We start from the raw sequence: 15,865 nt of genomic DNA, 5'->3' as shown, positions 1-15,865 counted from the left end.
GCGATGCCGAGGGGGACAAAGGTTGGTTAGGGTGTGCTAACCAGCACTTTTATGGTGGGTCCATGTTGCTGGAATGAATACCGACATATTAATGTTGCTAAATGGTGTCCGCGGATAACGTCCCGTAGGGCGTTCTATCCAACGAAACTTTTGGAATGGAAGAAGGTGACACAAAGACTATGGGAACCACACCGACCATGCGGGGTTTATCGGTTTCTCGCGGAAAAGCCTCAGGAAAAGTGAATCATCCTGTTACGGAAACGCGAAGTACTGATGGCGAGACTCGTCGACAGATCATGCTGGTTATGCTCAAGTCTGGTCCTGTCACTGCGACTCAACTAGGGGAAACCCTCGGGCTTTCTGCAACGGGCATTCGACGCCATGTCGATATCTTGGTTGAGGAAGGCCTTGCTGAAATATCTCGACCTAGGAAAACCGCCGGTGATAAAACTCGCGGTCGCCCTGCAAAAAGCTTCAGGCTTACAGCAGCTGGGCGCGGGCAGTTTGGTCATGATTATGATTCTTTGGCTGCTCAGGCGCTAGCCACATTGAAAGAAACTGGTGGCGAAACCGCAGTGAAAGAGTTTGCGCGTAAGCGCGTTGCAACAATTGTCGAGGGGATTGAAATCCCCACGGTGGAAGATGCTGACTCTTTGGAAAAAGCCGCATCTGCTTTGGTAGAAGCATTTTCAGAGAGCGGTTACGCCGCAACGCTGACCAACGCCGCGAATGGTGTCCAGATATGCCAGCATCATTGCCCCATTGCCGGTGTTGCAGCAGAGTTCCCGGAGCTCTGTGAAGCCGAGCATGAGGCCATTGCGATGTTGCTGGGACACCATGTGCAACCGCTAGCTTCAATCGCTGAAGGTCATGACATATGCACGACCAACATTCCGATAACTCCAATTCTGACCCCCACAACTAAGACTCCCAATGAAAGGAGTGGTTCATGACTCAGGCGACGCCGAAGGCACCGAACCTTGGTGTAACTGCACCTTCGACTGACGATGAGATCATCGAGTCCATGGGCCCGTACAACTACGGCTGGCATGACTCTGACGAAGCAGGTCAGAATGCTCGACGTGGTTTGGATGAGGACGTTGTTCGCTACATTTCTGCTCAGAAGAACGAGCCGGAATGGATGCTAGAGCAACGCTTAAAGGCGCTCAATACCTTTGAGAAAAAGCCCATGCCAACATGGGGACCAGACCTTTCCTTTATTAATTTCGACGACTTTAAGTACTATGTGCGGTCGACGGAAAAACAGGCAACAACCTGGGATGATCTTCCGGAAGATATTAAGAATACCTACGACAAGCTCGGTATCCCAGAGGCGGAGAAGCAGCGCCTTGTTGCCGGCGTAGCGGCTCAGTACGAGTCCGAGGTCGTCTATCACCAGATTCGGGAGGATCTGGAAGAGCAAGGCGTTATCTTCCTTGATACGGATACGGCTCTGCGTGAGCACCCGGAATTATTCCGCGAGTATTTTGGGACTGTAGTTCCTGCCGGCGACAATAAATTCTCGGCGCTTAACTCCGCAGTATGGTCAGGCGGTTCCTTTGTTTACGTCCCCAAGGGCGTACACGTAGAAATTCCGCTTCAGGCTTACTTCCGTATCAATACGGAAAACATGGGACAGTTTGAGCGCACTTTGATCATCGTTGATGAGGGCGCGTATGTGCACTACGTCGAGGGATGTACGGCACCGATTTATCAGTCTGATTCTTTGCATTCAGCGGTCGTAGAGATCATCGTTAAAAAGAATGCTCGTTGCCGCTATACCACTATTCAGAACTGGTCCAATAACGTTTTGAATTTGGTTACTCAGCGTTCCAAAGTCGAAGAAGGCGCGACTATGGAATGGGTTGATGGAAACATTGGTTCCAAGATCACCATGAAGTACCCAGCTGTATGGATGGTTGGCCCTCACGCTAAGGGCGAGGTTCTTTCAGCTGCTTTTGCGGGTGAGGGGCAGATTCAGGACACCGGAGCAAAAATGCAGCACATGGCTCCTTATACCTCCTCAAACATCGTCTCCAAGTCTGTTGCTCGTTCTGGCGGACGGGCCGCTTATCGAGGCCTGGTGCGTGTGTCCGCAAACGCACACCATTCGGTGTCCAACGTCGAGTGCGATGCGTTGTTGGTGGATAACATCTCTAGGTCTGATACGTATCCGTATAACGACATACGTAATGACCACGTTTCTCTCGGACATGAAGCTACTGTGTCCCAGGTGTCAGAGGAACAGCTGTTTTATCTACAATCGCGTGGCATCGCAGAAGACGAGGCCATGGCGATGATTGTCCGTGGATTTGTTGAGCCAATCGCCAAGGAACTCCCCATGGAGTACGCGCTGGAGCTTAACCGACTGATCGAATTGCAGATGGAAGGGTCGGTGGGTTAACTCCGATGTCTCAGGTACAACAACAGTCTCGCGGTACTGTTCACAACAACAAAGGCGATCTATTCTCATCCTTTGACGTTAATGATTTTGACGTCCCACGCGGCAAAGATGAAGTATGGCGTTTTATTTCGCTCCGCCGCCTCCGCGGGCTTCACGACGGCACCTTTGCCCCGGCAACCACTCCCAACGTAAGCATCACTATCCCTGAGGAAGCACAGGGAGTTACCCACGAGCAGGTGGAGAAGACTGACGCTAGGGTTGGACGCACGGGGGCTCCCATTGATCGCGTTGGTGCTCAAGCTTTCACATCAGCAGACAAGGCTAATCTCTTGACTGTTGCCGCAGGTGCTGTGGTGCACGAGCCGATTCGCGTTGAAGTAGAAGGTAAAGGCGATGGCAGCACGTCCTTTGGACACCTGGTGGTGGAAGTCGGTACGAATGCTGAGGCTCTTATCGACCTGCGCTACACCGGTTCCGGTACGCATGCGGATAACGTTGAATTCCTTGTGGGCGATGGTGCTCGGTTGACAGTTATTGTTGATGCTTCCTGGAACGATGATGCTGTTCACCTTTCAGGACATCAAGCGGTGTTGGGACGCGACTCTGTTTTCCGTCATAACGCTGCCGTTTTCGGCGGCGAAGTCGTGCGACTCGTTCCTCGTGTCCGTTTTACAGAACCAGGCGCGGATGCTGAGATGCTCGGTGTGTACTTTGCCGATGATGGACAGTACTTTGAGCAGCGGTTGCTCGTAGATCATGCCGTTCCCAACTGTCGTTCTAACGTTCTGTACAAGGGCGCAATCCAAGGCGACAAGAACTCCAAGCTTCCTGATGCTCATGCCACATGGGTAGGAGATGTTCTTATTCGCGCTGGTGCACAGGGCACAGATACCTATGAGGCTAACCGAAATCTCGTTCTGACTGACGGCGCTCGCGCAGATGCTATTCCTAACCTGGAGATTGAAACAGGGGAAATCGCAGGAGCCGGCCATGCTGCAACCGTTGGCCGTTTTGATGACGAGCAAGAATTTTATTTGCGTTCCCGAGGAATCCCAGAAGATGAAGCTCGCCGGCTCATTGTCCGGGGCTTCTTCTCCGAAGTCATTGGAAGAATTCCGGTGGAGTCGGTTCGAAATGATTTAGAAGAACGCATTACCGTCGAACTCAACACACTGCAGCAGCGTTAACCCTCAATGGATGATCCCAGGGCGCAGGAAACGTCGATAAGCCTAGCCCGGGTTCTTCCCGCAACACGCTAAAAATTGCGCCCATAACACGAAGCGAAAAGAGAACAAACCCAATGAGCACCTTGGAAATCAAGAACCTTCATGCCCAAGTACTACCTACTGATGAGACCGCGCAGCCCAAAGAAATCCTCAAGGGGGTAAACCTCACCATCAAGTCCGGCGAGACCCATGCAATCATGGGGCCCAACGGCTCTGGTAAATCTACCCTCGCTTACACCCTTGCTGGACACCCTCGCTACGAGATCACGGAAGGCGAAGTGCTTCTCGACGGCGAGAACATCCTGGAACTAGACGTTGATGAGCGCGCTCGCGCAGGTCTTTTCCTTGCCATGCAGTACCCCACGGAAATTCCTGGAGTTTCGATGGCTAACTTCCTACGCTCTGCAGCTACCGCCGTGCGTGGAGAAGCTCCGAAGTTGCGTGAGTGGGTTAAAGAGGTAAAACAGGCGCAAGCAGATCTGAAAATCGACAAGGCTTTTAGTGAGCGCTCTGTGAATGAGGGCTTCTCCGGTGGTGAAAAGAAGCGCCATGAGGTCCTTCAGCTGGATTTGCTGCGCCCAAAGTTTGCGGTCATGGATGAGACGGACTCTGGACTTGACGTAGATGCACTTCGGATTGTGTCTGAAGGGATTAACCGATATCAGGAGAAAAACAATGGCGGCATCCTGATGATTACGCACTATAAGCGAATCCTTAACTATGTGCAGCCTGATTTCGTGCATGTCTTTGCCAACGGCCAGATTATTACCTCGGGTGGCCCGGAACTGGCCGATGAGCTTGAGGCTAACGGATACGATCGTTTTCTCTCATGAGCAATGCATATCTGACTGAGTCAGGAGAACTCGATACGCAGCGGCTGCGTCAAGAGTTTCCTATATTGTCGCGGTCTGTGCGCGATGGTAAAAGCTTGGTCTATTTGGACTCCGGTGCAACGTCGCAACGCCCAGAGCGGGTGTGGCGCGCGGAAGAGCGTTTTGTTTTGCACACTAATGCTCCTGTGCACCGGGGCGCTTACCAACTTGCCGAGGAAGCCACAGATGCCTACGAAGACGCTCGCGCCGCGATCGCAGGGTTCGTTGGTGCTGCGTGGGACGAAATCGCGTTCACTAAAAACGCTACGGAAGCCCTTAACCTAGTCGCATACGTGTTGGGAGACCCCCGAGCCGGTGACCTCCAGGTCACGGAAGGCGACACTGTAGTAGTAACAGAGCTAGAGCATCACGCTAATTTGGTGCCTTGGCAAGAATTGTGTGCGCGCACGGGTGCCACGTTGAAGTGGTACTCGGTGACCGAAGACGGGCGTATCGATCTTGAATCTCTAGAACTTGATCAGACGGTAAAAGTGGTTGCTTTTACGCATCAGTCGAATGTGACAGGGGCAGTAGCGCCGGTTGCAGAGCTGGTGCGTCGTGCCCGCGAGGTAGGCGCGCTTGTAGTCCTCGATGCGTGTCAGTCGGTCCCGCACATGCCGATAAATTTCCACGATCTGGATGTTGATTTTGCAGCATTCTCGGGTCATAAAATGTGCGGACCGAGTGGCGTTGGCGCGGTCTATGGAAAACGAAAGTTACTGGAACAACTTCCGCCTTTCCTTACCGGTGGCTCGATGATTTCCGTAGTGACTATGGAAAAAACGACGTTTGCAGACATTCCCCAACGATTTGAAGCCGGTACACAGATGACCAGCCAAGTGGTGGGATTGGGGGAAGCTGTAAAATTTTTGCAAGAGATAGGGATGAGCGCTATTGCTCGTCATGAGCATAAGCTCACGGACTATGCGCTCAATCGTCTCAGTAGCATCGATGGTCTCAGTATTTACGGTCCTACGACCAATGTAGATCGTGGCTCTGCTGTGAGTTTTAAGGTCGATGGAATACACCCACATGACCTTGGACAAGTTCTTGATGATCACGGTGTGTGCATTCGGGTTGGACATCACTGTGCGTGGCCGGTGCACCGTGCGCTTAACGCGCAATCGACTGCACGAGCGTCTTTCTACTTCTACAACACGTTAGAAGAGATTGATCGACTCGTTGAGGCGATTGAAGCGGCTAAAAAATTCTTTGGAGTTACTGCCTCGGAAGGAGGAGCACTATGAACCTTGAGTCCATGTATCAAGAAGTGATCCTTGACCACTATAAAAACCCGATGCATGCCGGTCTGCGTGAACCTTATGAGTCCGAAGTTCATCATGTGAACCCTTCCTGCGGCGATGAGATCACACTCCGGGTGCATCTTTCAGAGGATGGCTTAACCGTCGCCGACGTTTCTTATGACGCGGAAGGCTGTTCCATTAGCCAAGCTTCCACGTCTGTTATGGCGGAGGAAATCGTGGGCAAGAGCGTCGCAGAAGCCATGGATAAGCTCGAAGAATTTGAGCGAATGATTACGTCTCGCGGAACGGTAGAAGGAGATGAAGACCTTATCGGTGATGGCATTGCCTTTGCCGGAGTGTCCAAATATCCTGCGCGGGTGAAGTGTGCGCTTCTGGGGTGGAAAGCATTCCAGGCTGCCACTGCTGATGCTTTAGAGGAGAAGAAGTGAACGAAGAACACGTAGAAAACAAAGCCACGGAAGAGCCAGCGGGCACTCCGGTAGAGCCCCAAGCAGAAGACCTATCTGATGGCGCCGCTACCGAGGCAGCTTCTGAGGAACAATCTGATCTCGCAGCAGGTGCTTTGCGTCCGGAGCAATCAGAGGAAGACATTGCTAAAGCTAGCGATGTAGAAGAGTATCTTCGTGATGTCATTGACCCCGAACTAGGCATCAATGTTGTCGACCTCGGCCTGGTATATGACGTATGGATGGTAGATGGCGTTCACGCACACGTGAACATGACTCTTACCTCGCCTGCGTGTCCGCTTACCGACGTCCTAGAAGATCAGGCGCAATCTGCAGTTGTAGGAAACAAGATCGCAGAGTCGCTGAGCATTCATTGGGTGTGGATGCCTCCATGGGGCCCGCATATGATTACGGAAGATGGCCGCGACCAATTGCGTGCCCTCGGTTTCTCGGTTTAGGTTCTTAACCTAATGCGATAGCTCGCATATGTTCCCCCTGCGTCCCATGATGTGCGGGGAACAACATCCTGTTACAGGATAAGGATGGTTACTTGATATAATCCGCCGTTGTGATTGTGACCAATGATTTTGAAGTCCGTGTAGGGGCAAGAACCCTCCTGAATGCTCCTGGCCAGCATCTTCGTGTACAGCCGGGAGATCGAATTGGACTTGTTGGCCGCAACGGTGCCGGCAAAACTACTACGATGCGAATTTTGGCAGGGGAGACTGAGCCCTATGCCGGCGTAGTGACTCGTAGTGGTGACATTGGTTATCTTCCGCAAGATTCGCGAGAGGGGAATATCGATCAATCCGCGCGCGACCGTGTTCTTTCTGCGCGTGGATTAGATCAAATCAAAACCTCCATGGAACGCCAGCAAGAAATCATGGAGACCACAACGGATGATAAAAAGCGCGATGCCGCTATTCGCAAGTATTCGCGGCTTGAGGAACGCTATCATGCGCTTGGCGGTTATGAGGCAGCTGCTGAAGCAGCTCGCATCTGCGATAACTTGGGTCTTCCCGCACGGATCCTTGACCAACCACTCAAGACGCTTTCTGGCGGACAACGCCGTAGGGTAGAGCTGGCGCAAATCCTTTTCGCGGCGTCGGCAGGCTCTGGAAAATCAAGCACGACATTGCTTCTCGACGAGCCAACGAACCACCTTGATGCCGATTCCATTACGTGGCTGCGCGATTTTTTGAGCAAGCACGAGGGTGGCCTCATCATGATTTCACACGATGTAGAACTGCTTGATGCGGTCTGTAATAAAGTCTGGTTCCTTGATGCTGTGCGCGGCGAAGCCGACATCTACAACATGAGCTTTTCTAAGTACAAAGATGCGCGAGCCACTGACGAGGCCCGTCGCCGTCGTGAGCGGGCCAACGCGGAGAAGAAAGCCGCCGCGTTGAAGGATCAAGCCGCTCGACTTGGGGCGAAAGCCACCAAAGCTGCCGCTGCTAAACAGATGCTGGCACGCGCCGAAAAAATGATGGGCAACCTTGATGAGATCCGCATTGCAGACCGAGTAGCTAACATCTCTTTCCCCGAGCCAGCACCTTGCGGGAAAACCCCTCTGAATGCGACCGGGTTGACCAAGATGTACGGTTCTTTGGAAGTATTTGCTGGCGTGGACCTGGCCATTGATAAAGGATCCCGAGTAGTGGTCCTAGGATTCAACGGTGCTGGTAAGACGACTCTTCTGAAGCTTCTTGCAGGTGTTGAAAGAACGGATGGTGAAGGCGGAATCGTTTCCGGACATGGCTTGAAAATCGGCTATTTTGCCCAGGAACATGACACCATCGATCCACAAAAATCTGTCTGGCAGAACACTATCGATGCTTGCCCAGAAGCCGGCGAACAAGACCTCCGCGGTCTCCTCGGTGCCTTCATGTTTACCGGTGAGCAGCTCGATCAGCCTGCTGGGACGCTATCAGGTGGTGAGAAGACACGATTGGCGCTGGCAGCCTTGGTTTCTTCGCGTGCAAACGTCTTGCTTCTCGACGAGCCAACGAACAACCTTGACCCGGTTTCCCGTGAACAAGTACTTGACGCACTCCGAACCTATAAAGGCGCTGTGGTGCTTGTGACTCACGACCCTGGAGCGGTGCGAGCCCTAGAACCCGAACGCGTCATAGTGCTTCCTGACGGAGACGAAGACCTATGGAGCGAGACCTACATGGAGATCGTCGAACTGGCTTAGCCTGACCTGCAAAAGTTTCGCGAATAACCTCATTGAATAACACATGCACATTAACCGTTGTTACCAATGAGGGGCAATAGAAGCTTTGACCACTTAGCTAGTGTTTATTTTCAACGATAAAAATGCTCGGTCCTTAGTTTGATGACTAAGGACCGAGCATTTAGTGGATTCAGTGCCTAGAAGTTATTTCTTCTTTTTAGCGTTTGTAATGTAGATCAGTACGCCGCCAAGGCTGCCTAGCAGGACAGCTAACAAGGCCATCCAGATTACAGAGGCACCTGTTTTCGCCAGCACGCCTTTACCGCGTTCTGGCTGTGGAGCTGTAGAGGAAGGATGTGCTTGAGGGGTCGCCGTCGGAGTTGGGGCATTGGGCGAAACAGTAGGTGCCGGGGGCAATACCGTAGGGACCGGGATAGGGATTGGGATAGGAATAATCGGTGGAATAGCGTGTGTCGTCTGCGTGGTGGTGGACGATGAGGATGTCGGTTCGGTGGTCTGCGTAGTCGTAGACGACGAGGACGTTGGTTCCGTGGTCTGCGTAGTCGTAGACGACGAGGACGTTGGTTCCGTGGTCTGCGTAGTCGTAGACGATGAAGACGTCGGTTCTACAGGAGGTACCACAGGGGTGTACTTATTCACTGCAGTTACAACCAGTGGGGTTATCTCGGAGCTGTTATCACGAGGAGTTACCGCGAACGGATTGTCAGAACCGCTCTTTTCATCATTGGTTAGCCAGCTCAACGAATGTGTATAACCTTCTAGTTCCACAGGCGTTTCAGTGATCTTACAAGTTGAATTGAGGGGGAGATTCTCAATTTTTGCTTCCTCATCATGAGCAAGCATCTTTTCACCGCTGATCTTTGTACTCTCGTTAGCTGTGCATTCCCACTTGAACGTGAACTTCTCTGAGGTGCTTACACCCTCTACCTTTTTCTTAAGGGTGAAACTACCGGTTTGCTTTTGCTCAAATTTGTTGGTTGCAACCAGATGGATAGCCTCGTTGTATGGTTCATCAACGGTGAACTCTACCTGGGGAACAGAACCGAAACTACTGATCTGGTTATCTTTATTGATCACAACCCAAGATGTCGTAAGCTTCCGGCCTTCTCCTACCTCTGGGTCTTGTTCTTTGACTGCGCACTTTAGACCTTTATCTAAGTTGCTAACATGCACGAAGTCGCCGTGTTTTACCTTAACTTGGCCATTTTTATCCATTCCACCGGCAGTAGATGTGCACTGGTAGTCGAATGTATATTCCTTGGCCTTGTCTTCTTCTGTGCCTACAACGTTTTTCTCGATGGTGAAACCACCTTTGCTGCCGCGCCCTAGACCACCAGCGTTGGGGAAACGAACGTGTCCTTCGACCTCAACATTGTCGATTGTGGCCTTGTTCGTCACGATGCTACCTGGAGCAGGCTTGGTCTTTGTTACTGCCGTAAGCGTTAGCACCGGACCGGACTGCTCGTACAAACCACGTGGGAATTCAATGGAAACTTCGCCCGGAGTGCAGTTAATTGTGTAATTATATCCTGATTGAGCTGCTTCATTTTTTAAATTAGTAACACCAATAATATTGCCAGCACTGGCGTACCCGCCAGCATCATAAATCGCATGTTTGATAGGTTGGGCTTGGCCATTTGCTCCCTGAATAAAGGAAGATACAAAGACTGGATAGTAGCCGCTAGTGTCGTTCGCGTCACAGGTAAACTTCCACCCCTCAGGGGCTTTATCTGTGACAATAACCCGATGATTGTCGCTTTGATGCTTTTTAGGATCGATTCCTACTGACCACTGGATTTTGTAGTTGCCAGTCTTTTCATCGTAACCGGTGTATTCACCGATTTTTGAGTCATCGTGGAAAAGCCCACCCTCGCGCTGCTCAAATTTTCCTGACAAGCTCCCAGTATTGCAGCCGGTGAAGTTTAGGGCTCCGTCAAAATTCTGGTTAGTGTCCCATGAGACAGAGACGAACGCGGTGCCTTCCACATTGAAGTTATGACTTTGAAAATCGGTCAGTTTGATAACGAAAGTTTTACCGGACCACGTACCAGTAGCAACAACCTCACCAGTTTTATCCCGAAGAGCAACTGTTCCAGTGTTCACAGCTTTTAATTCTTTTGGAAGGGTGAAAGTAATAGTATCGCCAGCTTTGGCGTCTTTGTTGGCTTTCCAATCAAATTGGACTTCTGCAAATCCGCTCGGACCTACGTATTTGCCGTCCTTGATGTTCGGACTATCGTCTTTCCATTTGATATTCGACCAGCTACCACCTGTACACGTTTCTTGTGCAGCAGCTGAAGGCGATTGTGCTAGGAGAGGGGAGAAACTTGCAATGAGAAGCAAGGCGAGCAGCACACTAAGCCAAGGGTTTTTTGTTAATCGTTTGGCTGAGGCGTGCTTTACATTAGTAAGCATCATAATTTTCCATATCGCCATCCTTGAAAGAATGGGTAATAAAATAATTGAGATTTTCTTCAGATTTAAATGGGGGAGACAACGCAAAATAAATGTTTTTTCGTTGATGTCTTATATGTAGCCTACTTTTATAGGGACATGACAACAAACCAACATTAAGGCACTGAAAAATATTTATTTCCCTAATGAAAGGGTGATATTAAGGGCCCCCGTGCTCTCATTCGGGGGTTTCTGAGAATGTCGGGTACAGGTTTTTGGGTTGTTTCCCCAGTGGTGGTACCCCGCATGGAAGCTGAATATTCGCAACCTGTGATGACTGACTTAATCGCAAGCAGCTACAGGTACTGTTCGGCATTGAGCCTCAAGTGCTCGCGCAGGTAGGGGAGAGCAAAGTCTGCGCGTCCGCGCCCCGTGGCAACTATAACGCCACGGTCAAGGAGTCGCCTACGATATGTAGAAGGCTGGCTTCCTGGTATACCTAGTTCGGCTCCCAGTTCATTAAAATTGGCAGGCCCTTCAGATTCCGCAAGTTTGATAAGGAATTGCATCTCACGATAGGGGATGCCCTTCATCGCTGGCATATGAACTTGTTGTCCCATGCGCTCGATGACTAAGGGGAGGGATCTGTTGACGTGCTCTTCAGATATGTTATGAGATCCCGCCATGGTCCATGCAATCGAACCACATAGTTGAATGAGGTAGGCGTACCCATGGCATGCGTAGGTAAGAGTGTTAAGTGCCTGATTGTCGATGTCCTTTCCGCCCTGCCTGACCGTTTGGGCAATGGCTGTGCGAACATCATCATTATTCAAAGCTTCTATCGGGATATGCATTGCGCGACGAAGGAATGTGGTTCCCTCATGTGCAAGGAGTTTTGATATCTCAAGCGGCAGTCCCGCCACGGCCAACGCGATATTGTATTCATTACGTACGCAGTCTTGGATGGCATCCATGAGGAAATGAAGTGATTCGGGTGATGCTGATTGCACCTCATCCATTGTGATCAAAAGGCCAGATCCTCTTGCAGTGAGGTCTTTTGCAACATCATTCATTATCGACCATAACGACACCTGCGGTGGCAACTGAGAAGGCTTGTCAAAGGTTATCCCTCCAATATTGGCAATGGATACGCCCGAAACTCCTATATGTGGCCCGCGAGGTTGTCCTTGTTTAAGCAGCTGTGGCAATGAGACATGAATGAGCTCGTGGTGTTCATGGTCGGACGCGCGGGCGCGAACGCATTCCCACTGCAATTCCTTGGCCTCTGCTTCTAGTTGATTGAGGAGAACGGTTTTGCCGGTTCCACGAGTCCCGCTAATAAGTATGAAGCGATAGGGAGCGCCAATGCCTTCTCTTAGTGCAAAGCCGAAGTTATCCACGATGGAAGTTCTTCCGGCAACAACAAGGGGGTTGACTCCAAAGCTAGGGCGGAAAGGGTTGCGCATATCCCTAAGTGTATCCGATGTAGGTTTTGTAGGTAATAAAGTCGCTTGTAGGTTTTGTAGGTAAATCTCTGTTGGTAACTAAAAGAACCCCGTAGTATTGGATACAACAGGATGCTTCTTAGTTGGCGATAGCCACGATGGAATGGAAAGAAAATGAAAAAGTGGTTCACCCTAAACTCTACTGAACAAAAAATCGTTATTTCTGTTTTAGTTGCGGACGCGATAGGCAAGGCTGCTGCATGGCATTTTCTCTATCATCTTCCAGCTCAAAAAATAATGGGATCTAAATGGTTGTGGCTACCAGTTACGTTTATAGGGGGACTGGGCGCACCAGCTTTTTTGGCTTTCGGAATAAAAAAGTAGTGTGCTGAGCAGCTATCGGTGGATAGCGGTACTCAGCACACTATAAAGCTAGAAGAAAAGATTAGTTCCTAAAACCATGTACCGGAGCGGGGATGAAACCACCGCGCTGGATAAAGGCAGAATTATCAACGGTGGATACGGGGATAACCGGGGCGTATCCCAGGAGGCCGCCAAAGTTAACTTCATCGCCAGGATGAGTACCAGGAACAGGGATTACGCGGACGGCTGTGGTCTTATGGTTCATGACGCCGATTGCAGCTTCGTCGGCGATCATGCCAGAAATCAGCTCTGCCGAGGTATCTCCAGGAATAGCAATCATGTCTAGGCCCACCGAACAGATCGCTGTCATTGCTTCGAGTTTATCCACGGAAATATTTCCAGCGCGTACTGCATCGATCATGCCCTTGTCTTCTGAAACAGGGATGAAAGAGCCGGAGAGTCCTCCCACACGGGAGCATGCCATCATACCGCCCTTTTTAACAGCATCATTAAGCAGCGCAAGAGCCGCGGTTGTTCCATGAGTTCCTACTTGATCGAGTCCCATGTGCTCCATAATGTGTGCAACAGAATCACCTAGTTCCGCGGTTGGTGCCAGCGAGAGATCCACGATGCCAAAAGGAACTCCCAGTCGTTCGGACGCCATATTTCCTACCAGTTGGCCTGCACGGGTGATTTTAAAAGCAGCCTTTTTAATGGCTTCTGCAACCTGGTCCAAGCTAGCTCCATCAAGAGAGCCAAGCGCCCTGTCCACAACGCCAGGGCCAGACACACCGACGCTTACCACGCAGTCTGGCTCTTCCACACCATGGAAAGCTCCGGCCATAAATGGGTTATCGCCCACTGCATTGGCAAAAACGACCAATTTAGCGCAAGCAATTGCACTGTTATCTTTAGTCAGTTCTGCTGCTTCTTTAATTACCCTGCCCATTTCCCTTACCGCATCCATGTTGATGCCGGCGCGGGAGGAACCAATATTCACGGAAGAGCAAACAACGTCCGTGACAGTCAGCGCCTCAGGGATGGAATCAATAAGCTTCTTATCTCCTGAGGTCATGCCCTTTTCGACTAATGCGGAGTAGCCGCCAATAAAGTTGACTCCCACTGCCTTTGCCGCTCGATCGAGAGCCTTCGCAATTTCTACAGGGCTGCCATCGACAGCTGCAGCAATGAGGGCCACGGGCGTTACGGAAATGCGTTTGTTGACGATTGGGATCCCGAGTTCGCGCTCGATACCTTCACACTCGGATACCAGATCTTTGGCTACGGTTGTGATCTTATTATAAATCGCATCGCATGTATCCTCCATCGTTCCCCGGACACAATCTAGAAGGCTGATGCCCATAGTCACGGTGCGGATATCAAGACGATACTTTTCAATCATCTCGATTGTTTCCAAGATATTGCTGCTTGAATGAAGCGTAGTCATGTGTCTGAAGTTCCTCAGGAGCTAGATTGTGTTCATAGCATCGAAAATGGCTTGGGACTGAATCCGGATGACCAGATTTTGATCCTTTTCCACTCCTGCCATGTGCTCTTGAATCGTGGCGATGTCTGTCGCGGAATCGTCAAAGGAGACGTGGAGAATCATGGTGAAATAGCCATCCATGATTGTCTGCGACACATTATTAATATTGATTTCAAGCTCTGCACATTTGGTAGCGACTGCAGCAATGATTCCGGTGTGATCTGCACCGGTGACGGAAATAATGGCGAACATGACGCTATCTTAGCGGGAGGTCGCATAAGCGGATCTTTCGGGGGAGAGTTACCTAGCGGTTGTTCCGGCAGACCTCAACAAAATTTTGTAGCACTTTGTTGGAATGCGTCGTGTCAATATGGGGGAGCATCGCAACGATGGAATCGTAATCTTCGGGGGTGAAATACCCATAGTCAAAATAGAAATCCATACGTGTTTTCATCGCGGCGGCATCCATTTCTGCATGAAACTGGCACGCCCATGTGGAGCTGTTAATTCGAACCATCTGGATCGGACAAGTGGGTCCCGTAGCTAATAATGTAACCCCGTGTCCGAGGCTCTCAGCACTTTCTGTGTGTCCGGTGAGCGAGCTAAACTCTGCGGGAAGATCGCGGGTGATTCTGTCTTGTTTTCCCTCAACAGTGAGCTGAACGATCGTAGGTCCAGATGCTTCAGGGTGTGAACGCTCGACGGTTCCGCCTGTCAGGGATACAGCAAGCGCCGTACCGTAACAGATAAAAAACGCTGGGAGAGGGGCGTCGATAAGCTTCTGTAACTCTGAATGGACTTGAATCTGCCATTGGTCATAGGAATCGTTGGTAACGTTGAGCGGACTACCACCGACAATTACTCCGTCAAATCCTTCCAAAGACCCCACGGTTGCTTCGGCGGTATCCAGCATTCGCTGCGTGAGCTGTTCGGGAGAAAGGCCCGTGGCGCGAAGGACATCGTTGTATTCAGCGTGTGCCACTGACTCGCCAGACCGTGGAGAAACTAAGAGAACGGAGACCATAGAAGAAACTCTAGACTACTTGGTCTAGAGTTTCAGAATGCTGTGCCGTGATCATGTGATTTGTCTGGCGTGGGGCCCTACGACGTAGGCTTTGAGTGAGAACGCACAGTTTCTTCTACAAGGTCGAGTACTTGATCAAGATCTTCTGTAGCGGTCCCGGAGGCTAGTCGGGAAATAAAGCCATCCATCACTGTTTCCAGGTAGGTGTGAAGAACCTGTATGGGAACGTCGTCACGCATTCTTCCTAAATGCGCATTCCGCTCAAGGCGAGTCACTACTGCTTCATCTAACACTCGTTGATGCTCTTGCCACCGAGCTCTAAAAGCCGGATCCGTGCGGAGCATTTTGGTGATCTCTAGCCGCGTGGCTAGCCAATCGTGGCGTTCTGGATGGTCAAGCATGTCTCGCATGACTTCAACCAAACCGTTTTCTGCAACAACTTCTGCCATCCGCGCAGCGTCTTCTCGCGCTAACGCCAGAAAAAGATTTTCTTTGTCGCTGAAATGATGAAAAATCGCGCCGCGAGACTTCCCGATGGTCTCTTCTAAACGACGTACGGTCGCTCCCTCGTAGCCGTGCTCGGCGAAACACCTGCGAGCCCCTTCTAGGATCTCTTGGCGACGCAACGTCAGTTCGGTGCTACTTACAACGGGCACGAAGGACCCCTTCCATCTGGTCTAAAGAACCGAGGACTCCACTCAACGAGAATGGAGTCCTCGAAGTTCATGATCCTAAATGAT

The 15,865-nt window shown here is 50.9% G+C and carries 15 protein-coding genes; 9 read left to right on the top strand and 6 right to left on the bottom strand.

What is annotated here, in order from left to right:
* The first annotated feature begins 179 nt into the window (after positions 1-179).
* The 8 genes from CULFRC11_RS05825 (at position 180) to CULFRC11_RS05790 (ending at position 8,413) form a co-directional block, all read left to right on the top strand.
* Complete coding sequence (locus tag CULFRC11_RS05825; RefSeq protein ID WP_023635739.1) at positions 180-953, top strand: helix-turn-helix transcriptional regulator; 774 nt, start codon at positions 180-182, stop codon at positions 951-953.
* Positions 950-2,404, top strand: a complete 1,455-nt coding sequence (sufB, locus tag CULFRC11_RS05820) for a Fe-S cluster assembly protein SufB (protein ID WP_013911567.1) — start codon at positions 950-952, stop codon at positions 2,402-2,404. Before CULFRC11_RS05825 ends, sufB begins: the two co-directional genes overlap by 4 nt.
* Positions 2,405-2,409: 5 nt before the next feature.
* A complete protein-coding gene (sufD, locus tag CULFRC11_RS05815) occupies positions 2,410-3,591 on the top strand; it encodes a Fe-S cluster assembly protein SufD (RefSeq protein WP_023635738.1) in 1,182 nt (393 codons plus the stop codon).
* Positions 3,592-3,704: 113 nt separating this feature from the next.
* A complete protein-coding gene (gene sufC / locus CULFRC11_RS05810; RefSeq protein ID WP_023635737.1) occupies positions 3,705-4,463 on the top strand; it encodes a Fe-S cluster assembly ATPase SufC in 759 nt (252 codons plus the stop codon).
* On the top strand, positions 4,460-5,749 hold the full coding sequence (locus tag CULFRC11_RS05805) for a cysteine desulfurase (protein WP_038620577.1): 1,290 nt from the start codon (positions 4,460-4,462) through the stop codon (positions 5,747-5,749). Before sufC ends, CULFRC11_RS05805 begins: the two co-directional genes overlap by 4 nt.
* Entirely contained in the window at positions 5,746-6,195 is a 450-nt protein-coding gene (sufU, locus tag CULFRC11_RS05800; RefSeq protein WP_014525806.1) for a Fe-S cluster assembly sulfur transfer protein SufU, read from the top strand. The genes CULFRC11_RS05805 and sufU overlap by 4 nt, the downstream gene beginning before the upstream one ends.
* On the top strand, positions 6,192-6,671 hold the full coding sequence (locus tag CULFRC11_RS05795) for a metal-sulfur cluster assembly factor (RefSeq protein WP_023635735.1): 480 nt from the start codon (positions 6,192-6,194) through the stop codon (positions 6,669-6,671). Before sufU ends, CULFRC11_RS05795 begins: the two co-directional genes overlap by 4 nt.
* 110 nt (positions 6,672-6,781) lie before the next feature.
* Positions 6,782-8,413 (top strand): ABC-F family ATP-binding cassette domain-containing protein, encoded by a 1,632-nt coding sequence (locus CULFRC11_RS05790; protein ID WP_023635734.1) that lies wholly within the window; start codon positions 6,782-6,784, stop codon positions 8,411-8,413.
* A 183-nt stretch (positions 8,414-8,596) separates the two neighbouring features.
* Here the strand turns inward: CULFRC11_RS05790 and CULFRC11_RS05785 are convergent, their stop codons facing one another.
* The gene (locus CULFRC11_RS05785; protein ID WP_080742803.1) at positions 8,597-10,831 is read right to left on the bottom strand and encodes a DUF5979 domain-containing protein; all 2,235 of its coding nucleotides are present in this window, start codon (positions 10,829-10,831) and stop codon (positions 8,597-8,599) included.
* A gap of 332 nt (positions 10,832-11,163) precedes the next feature.
* Positions 11,164-12,273: an ATP-binding protein gene (locus CULFRC11_RS05780; protein ID WP_023635724.1), complete on the bottom strand. Its 1,110-nt coding sequence runs from the start codon at positions 12,271-12,273 to the stop codon at positions 11,164-11,166.
* Between the two features lie 153 nt (positions 12,274-12,426).
* On the opposite strand from CULFRC11_RS05780, the gene CULFRC11_RS05775 reads away from it, so the two are divergent.
* Positions 12,427-12,636, top strand: coding sequence for a hypothetical protein (locus CULFRC11_RS05775; RefSeq protein WP_023635723.1), 210 nt, complete (start codon positions 12,427-12,429; stop codon positions 12,634-12,636).
* Positions 12,637-12,697: 61 nt separating this feature from the next.
* Here CULFRC11_RS05775 and CULFRC11_RS05770 read toward each other — a convergent pair whose 3' ends face one another.
* From CULFRC11_RS05770 to CULFRC11_RS05755, 4 genes are all read right to left on the bottom strand, one after another.
* A complete protein-coding gene (locus CULFRC11_RS05770; RefSeq protein WP_023635722.1) occupies positions 12,698-14,062 on the bottom strand; it encodes a PFL family protein in 1,365 nt (454 codons plus the stop codon).
* 21 nt (positions 14,063-14,083) lie between these two features.
* Positions 14,084-14,353 carry an ACT domain-containing protein gene (locus tag CULFRC11_RS05765; RefSeq protein WP_013241939.1) on the bottom strand — a complete coding sequence of 90 codons (270 nt, stop codon included), beginning with the start codon at positions 14,351-14,353 and terminating at the stop codon, positions 14,084-14,086.
* Positions 14,354-14,405: 52 nt separating this feature from the next.
* Positions 14,406-15,125: a glutamine amidotransferase gene (locus CULFRC11_RS05760; protein ID WP_023635721.1), complete on the bottom strand. Its 720-nt coding sequence runs from the start codon at positions 15,123-15,125 to the stop codon at positions 14,406-14,408.
* A 77-nt stretch (positions 15,126-15,202) separates the two neighbouring features.
* Entirely contained in the window at positions 15,203-15,781 is a 579-nt protein-coding gene (locus CULFRC11_RS05755; RefSeq protein WP_013911513.1) for a TetR/AcrR family transcriptional regulator, read from the bottom strand.
* Positions 15,782-15,865 lie beyond the last annotated feature (84 nt).

Source organism: Corynebacterium ulcerans, assembly GCF_000767685.1.
Lineage (GTDB): Bacteria > Actinomycetota > Actinomycetes > Mycobacteriales > Mycobacteriaceae > Corynebacterium > Corynebacterium ulcerans.
The sequence above is the reverse complement of the archived record's forward strand: the minus strand, read 5'-3'. Positions and strand labels throughout refer to the sequence as shown.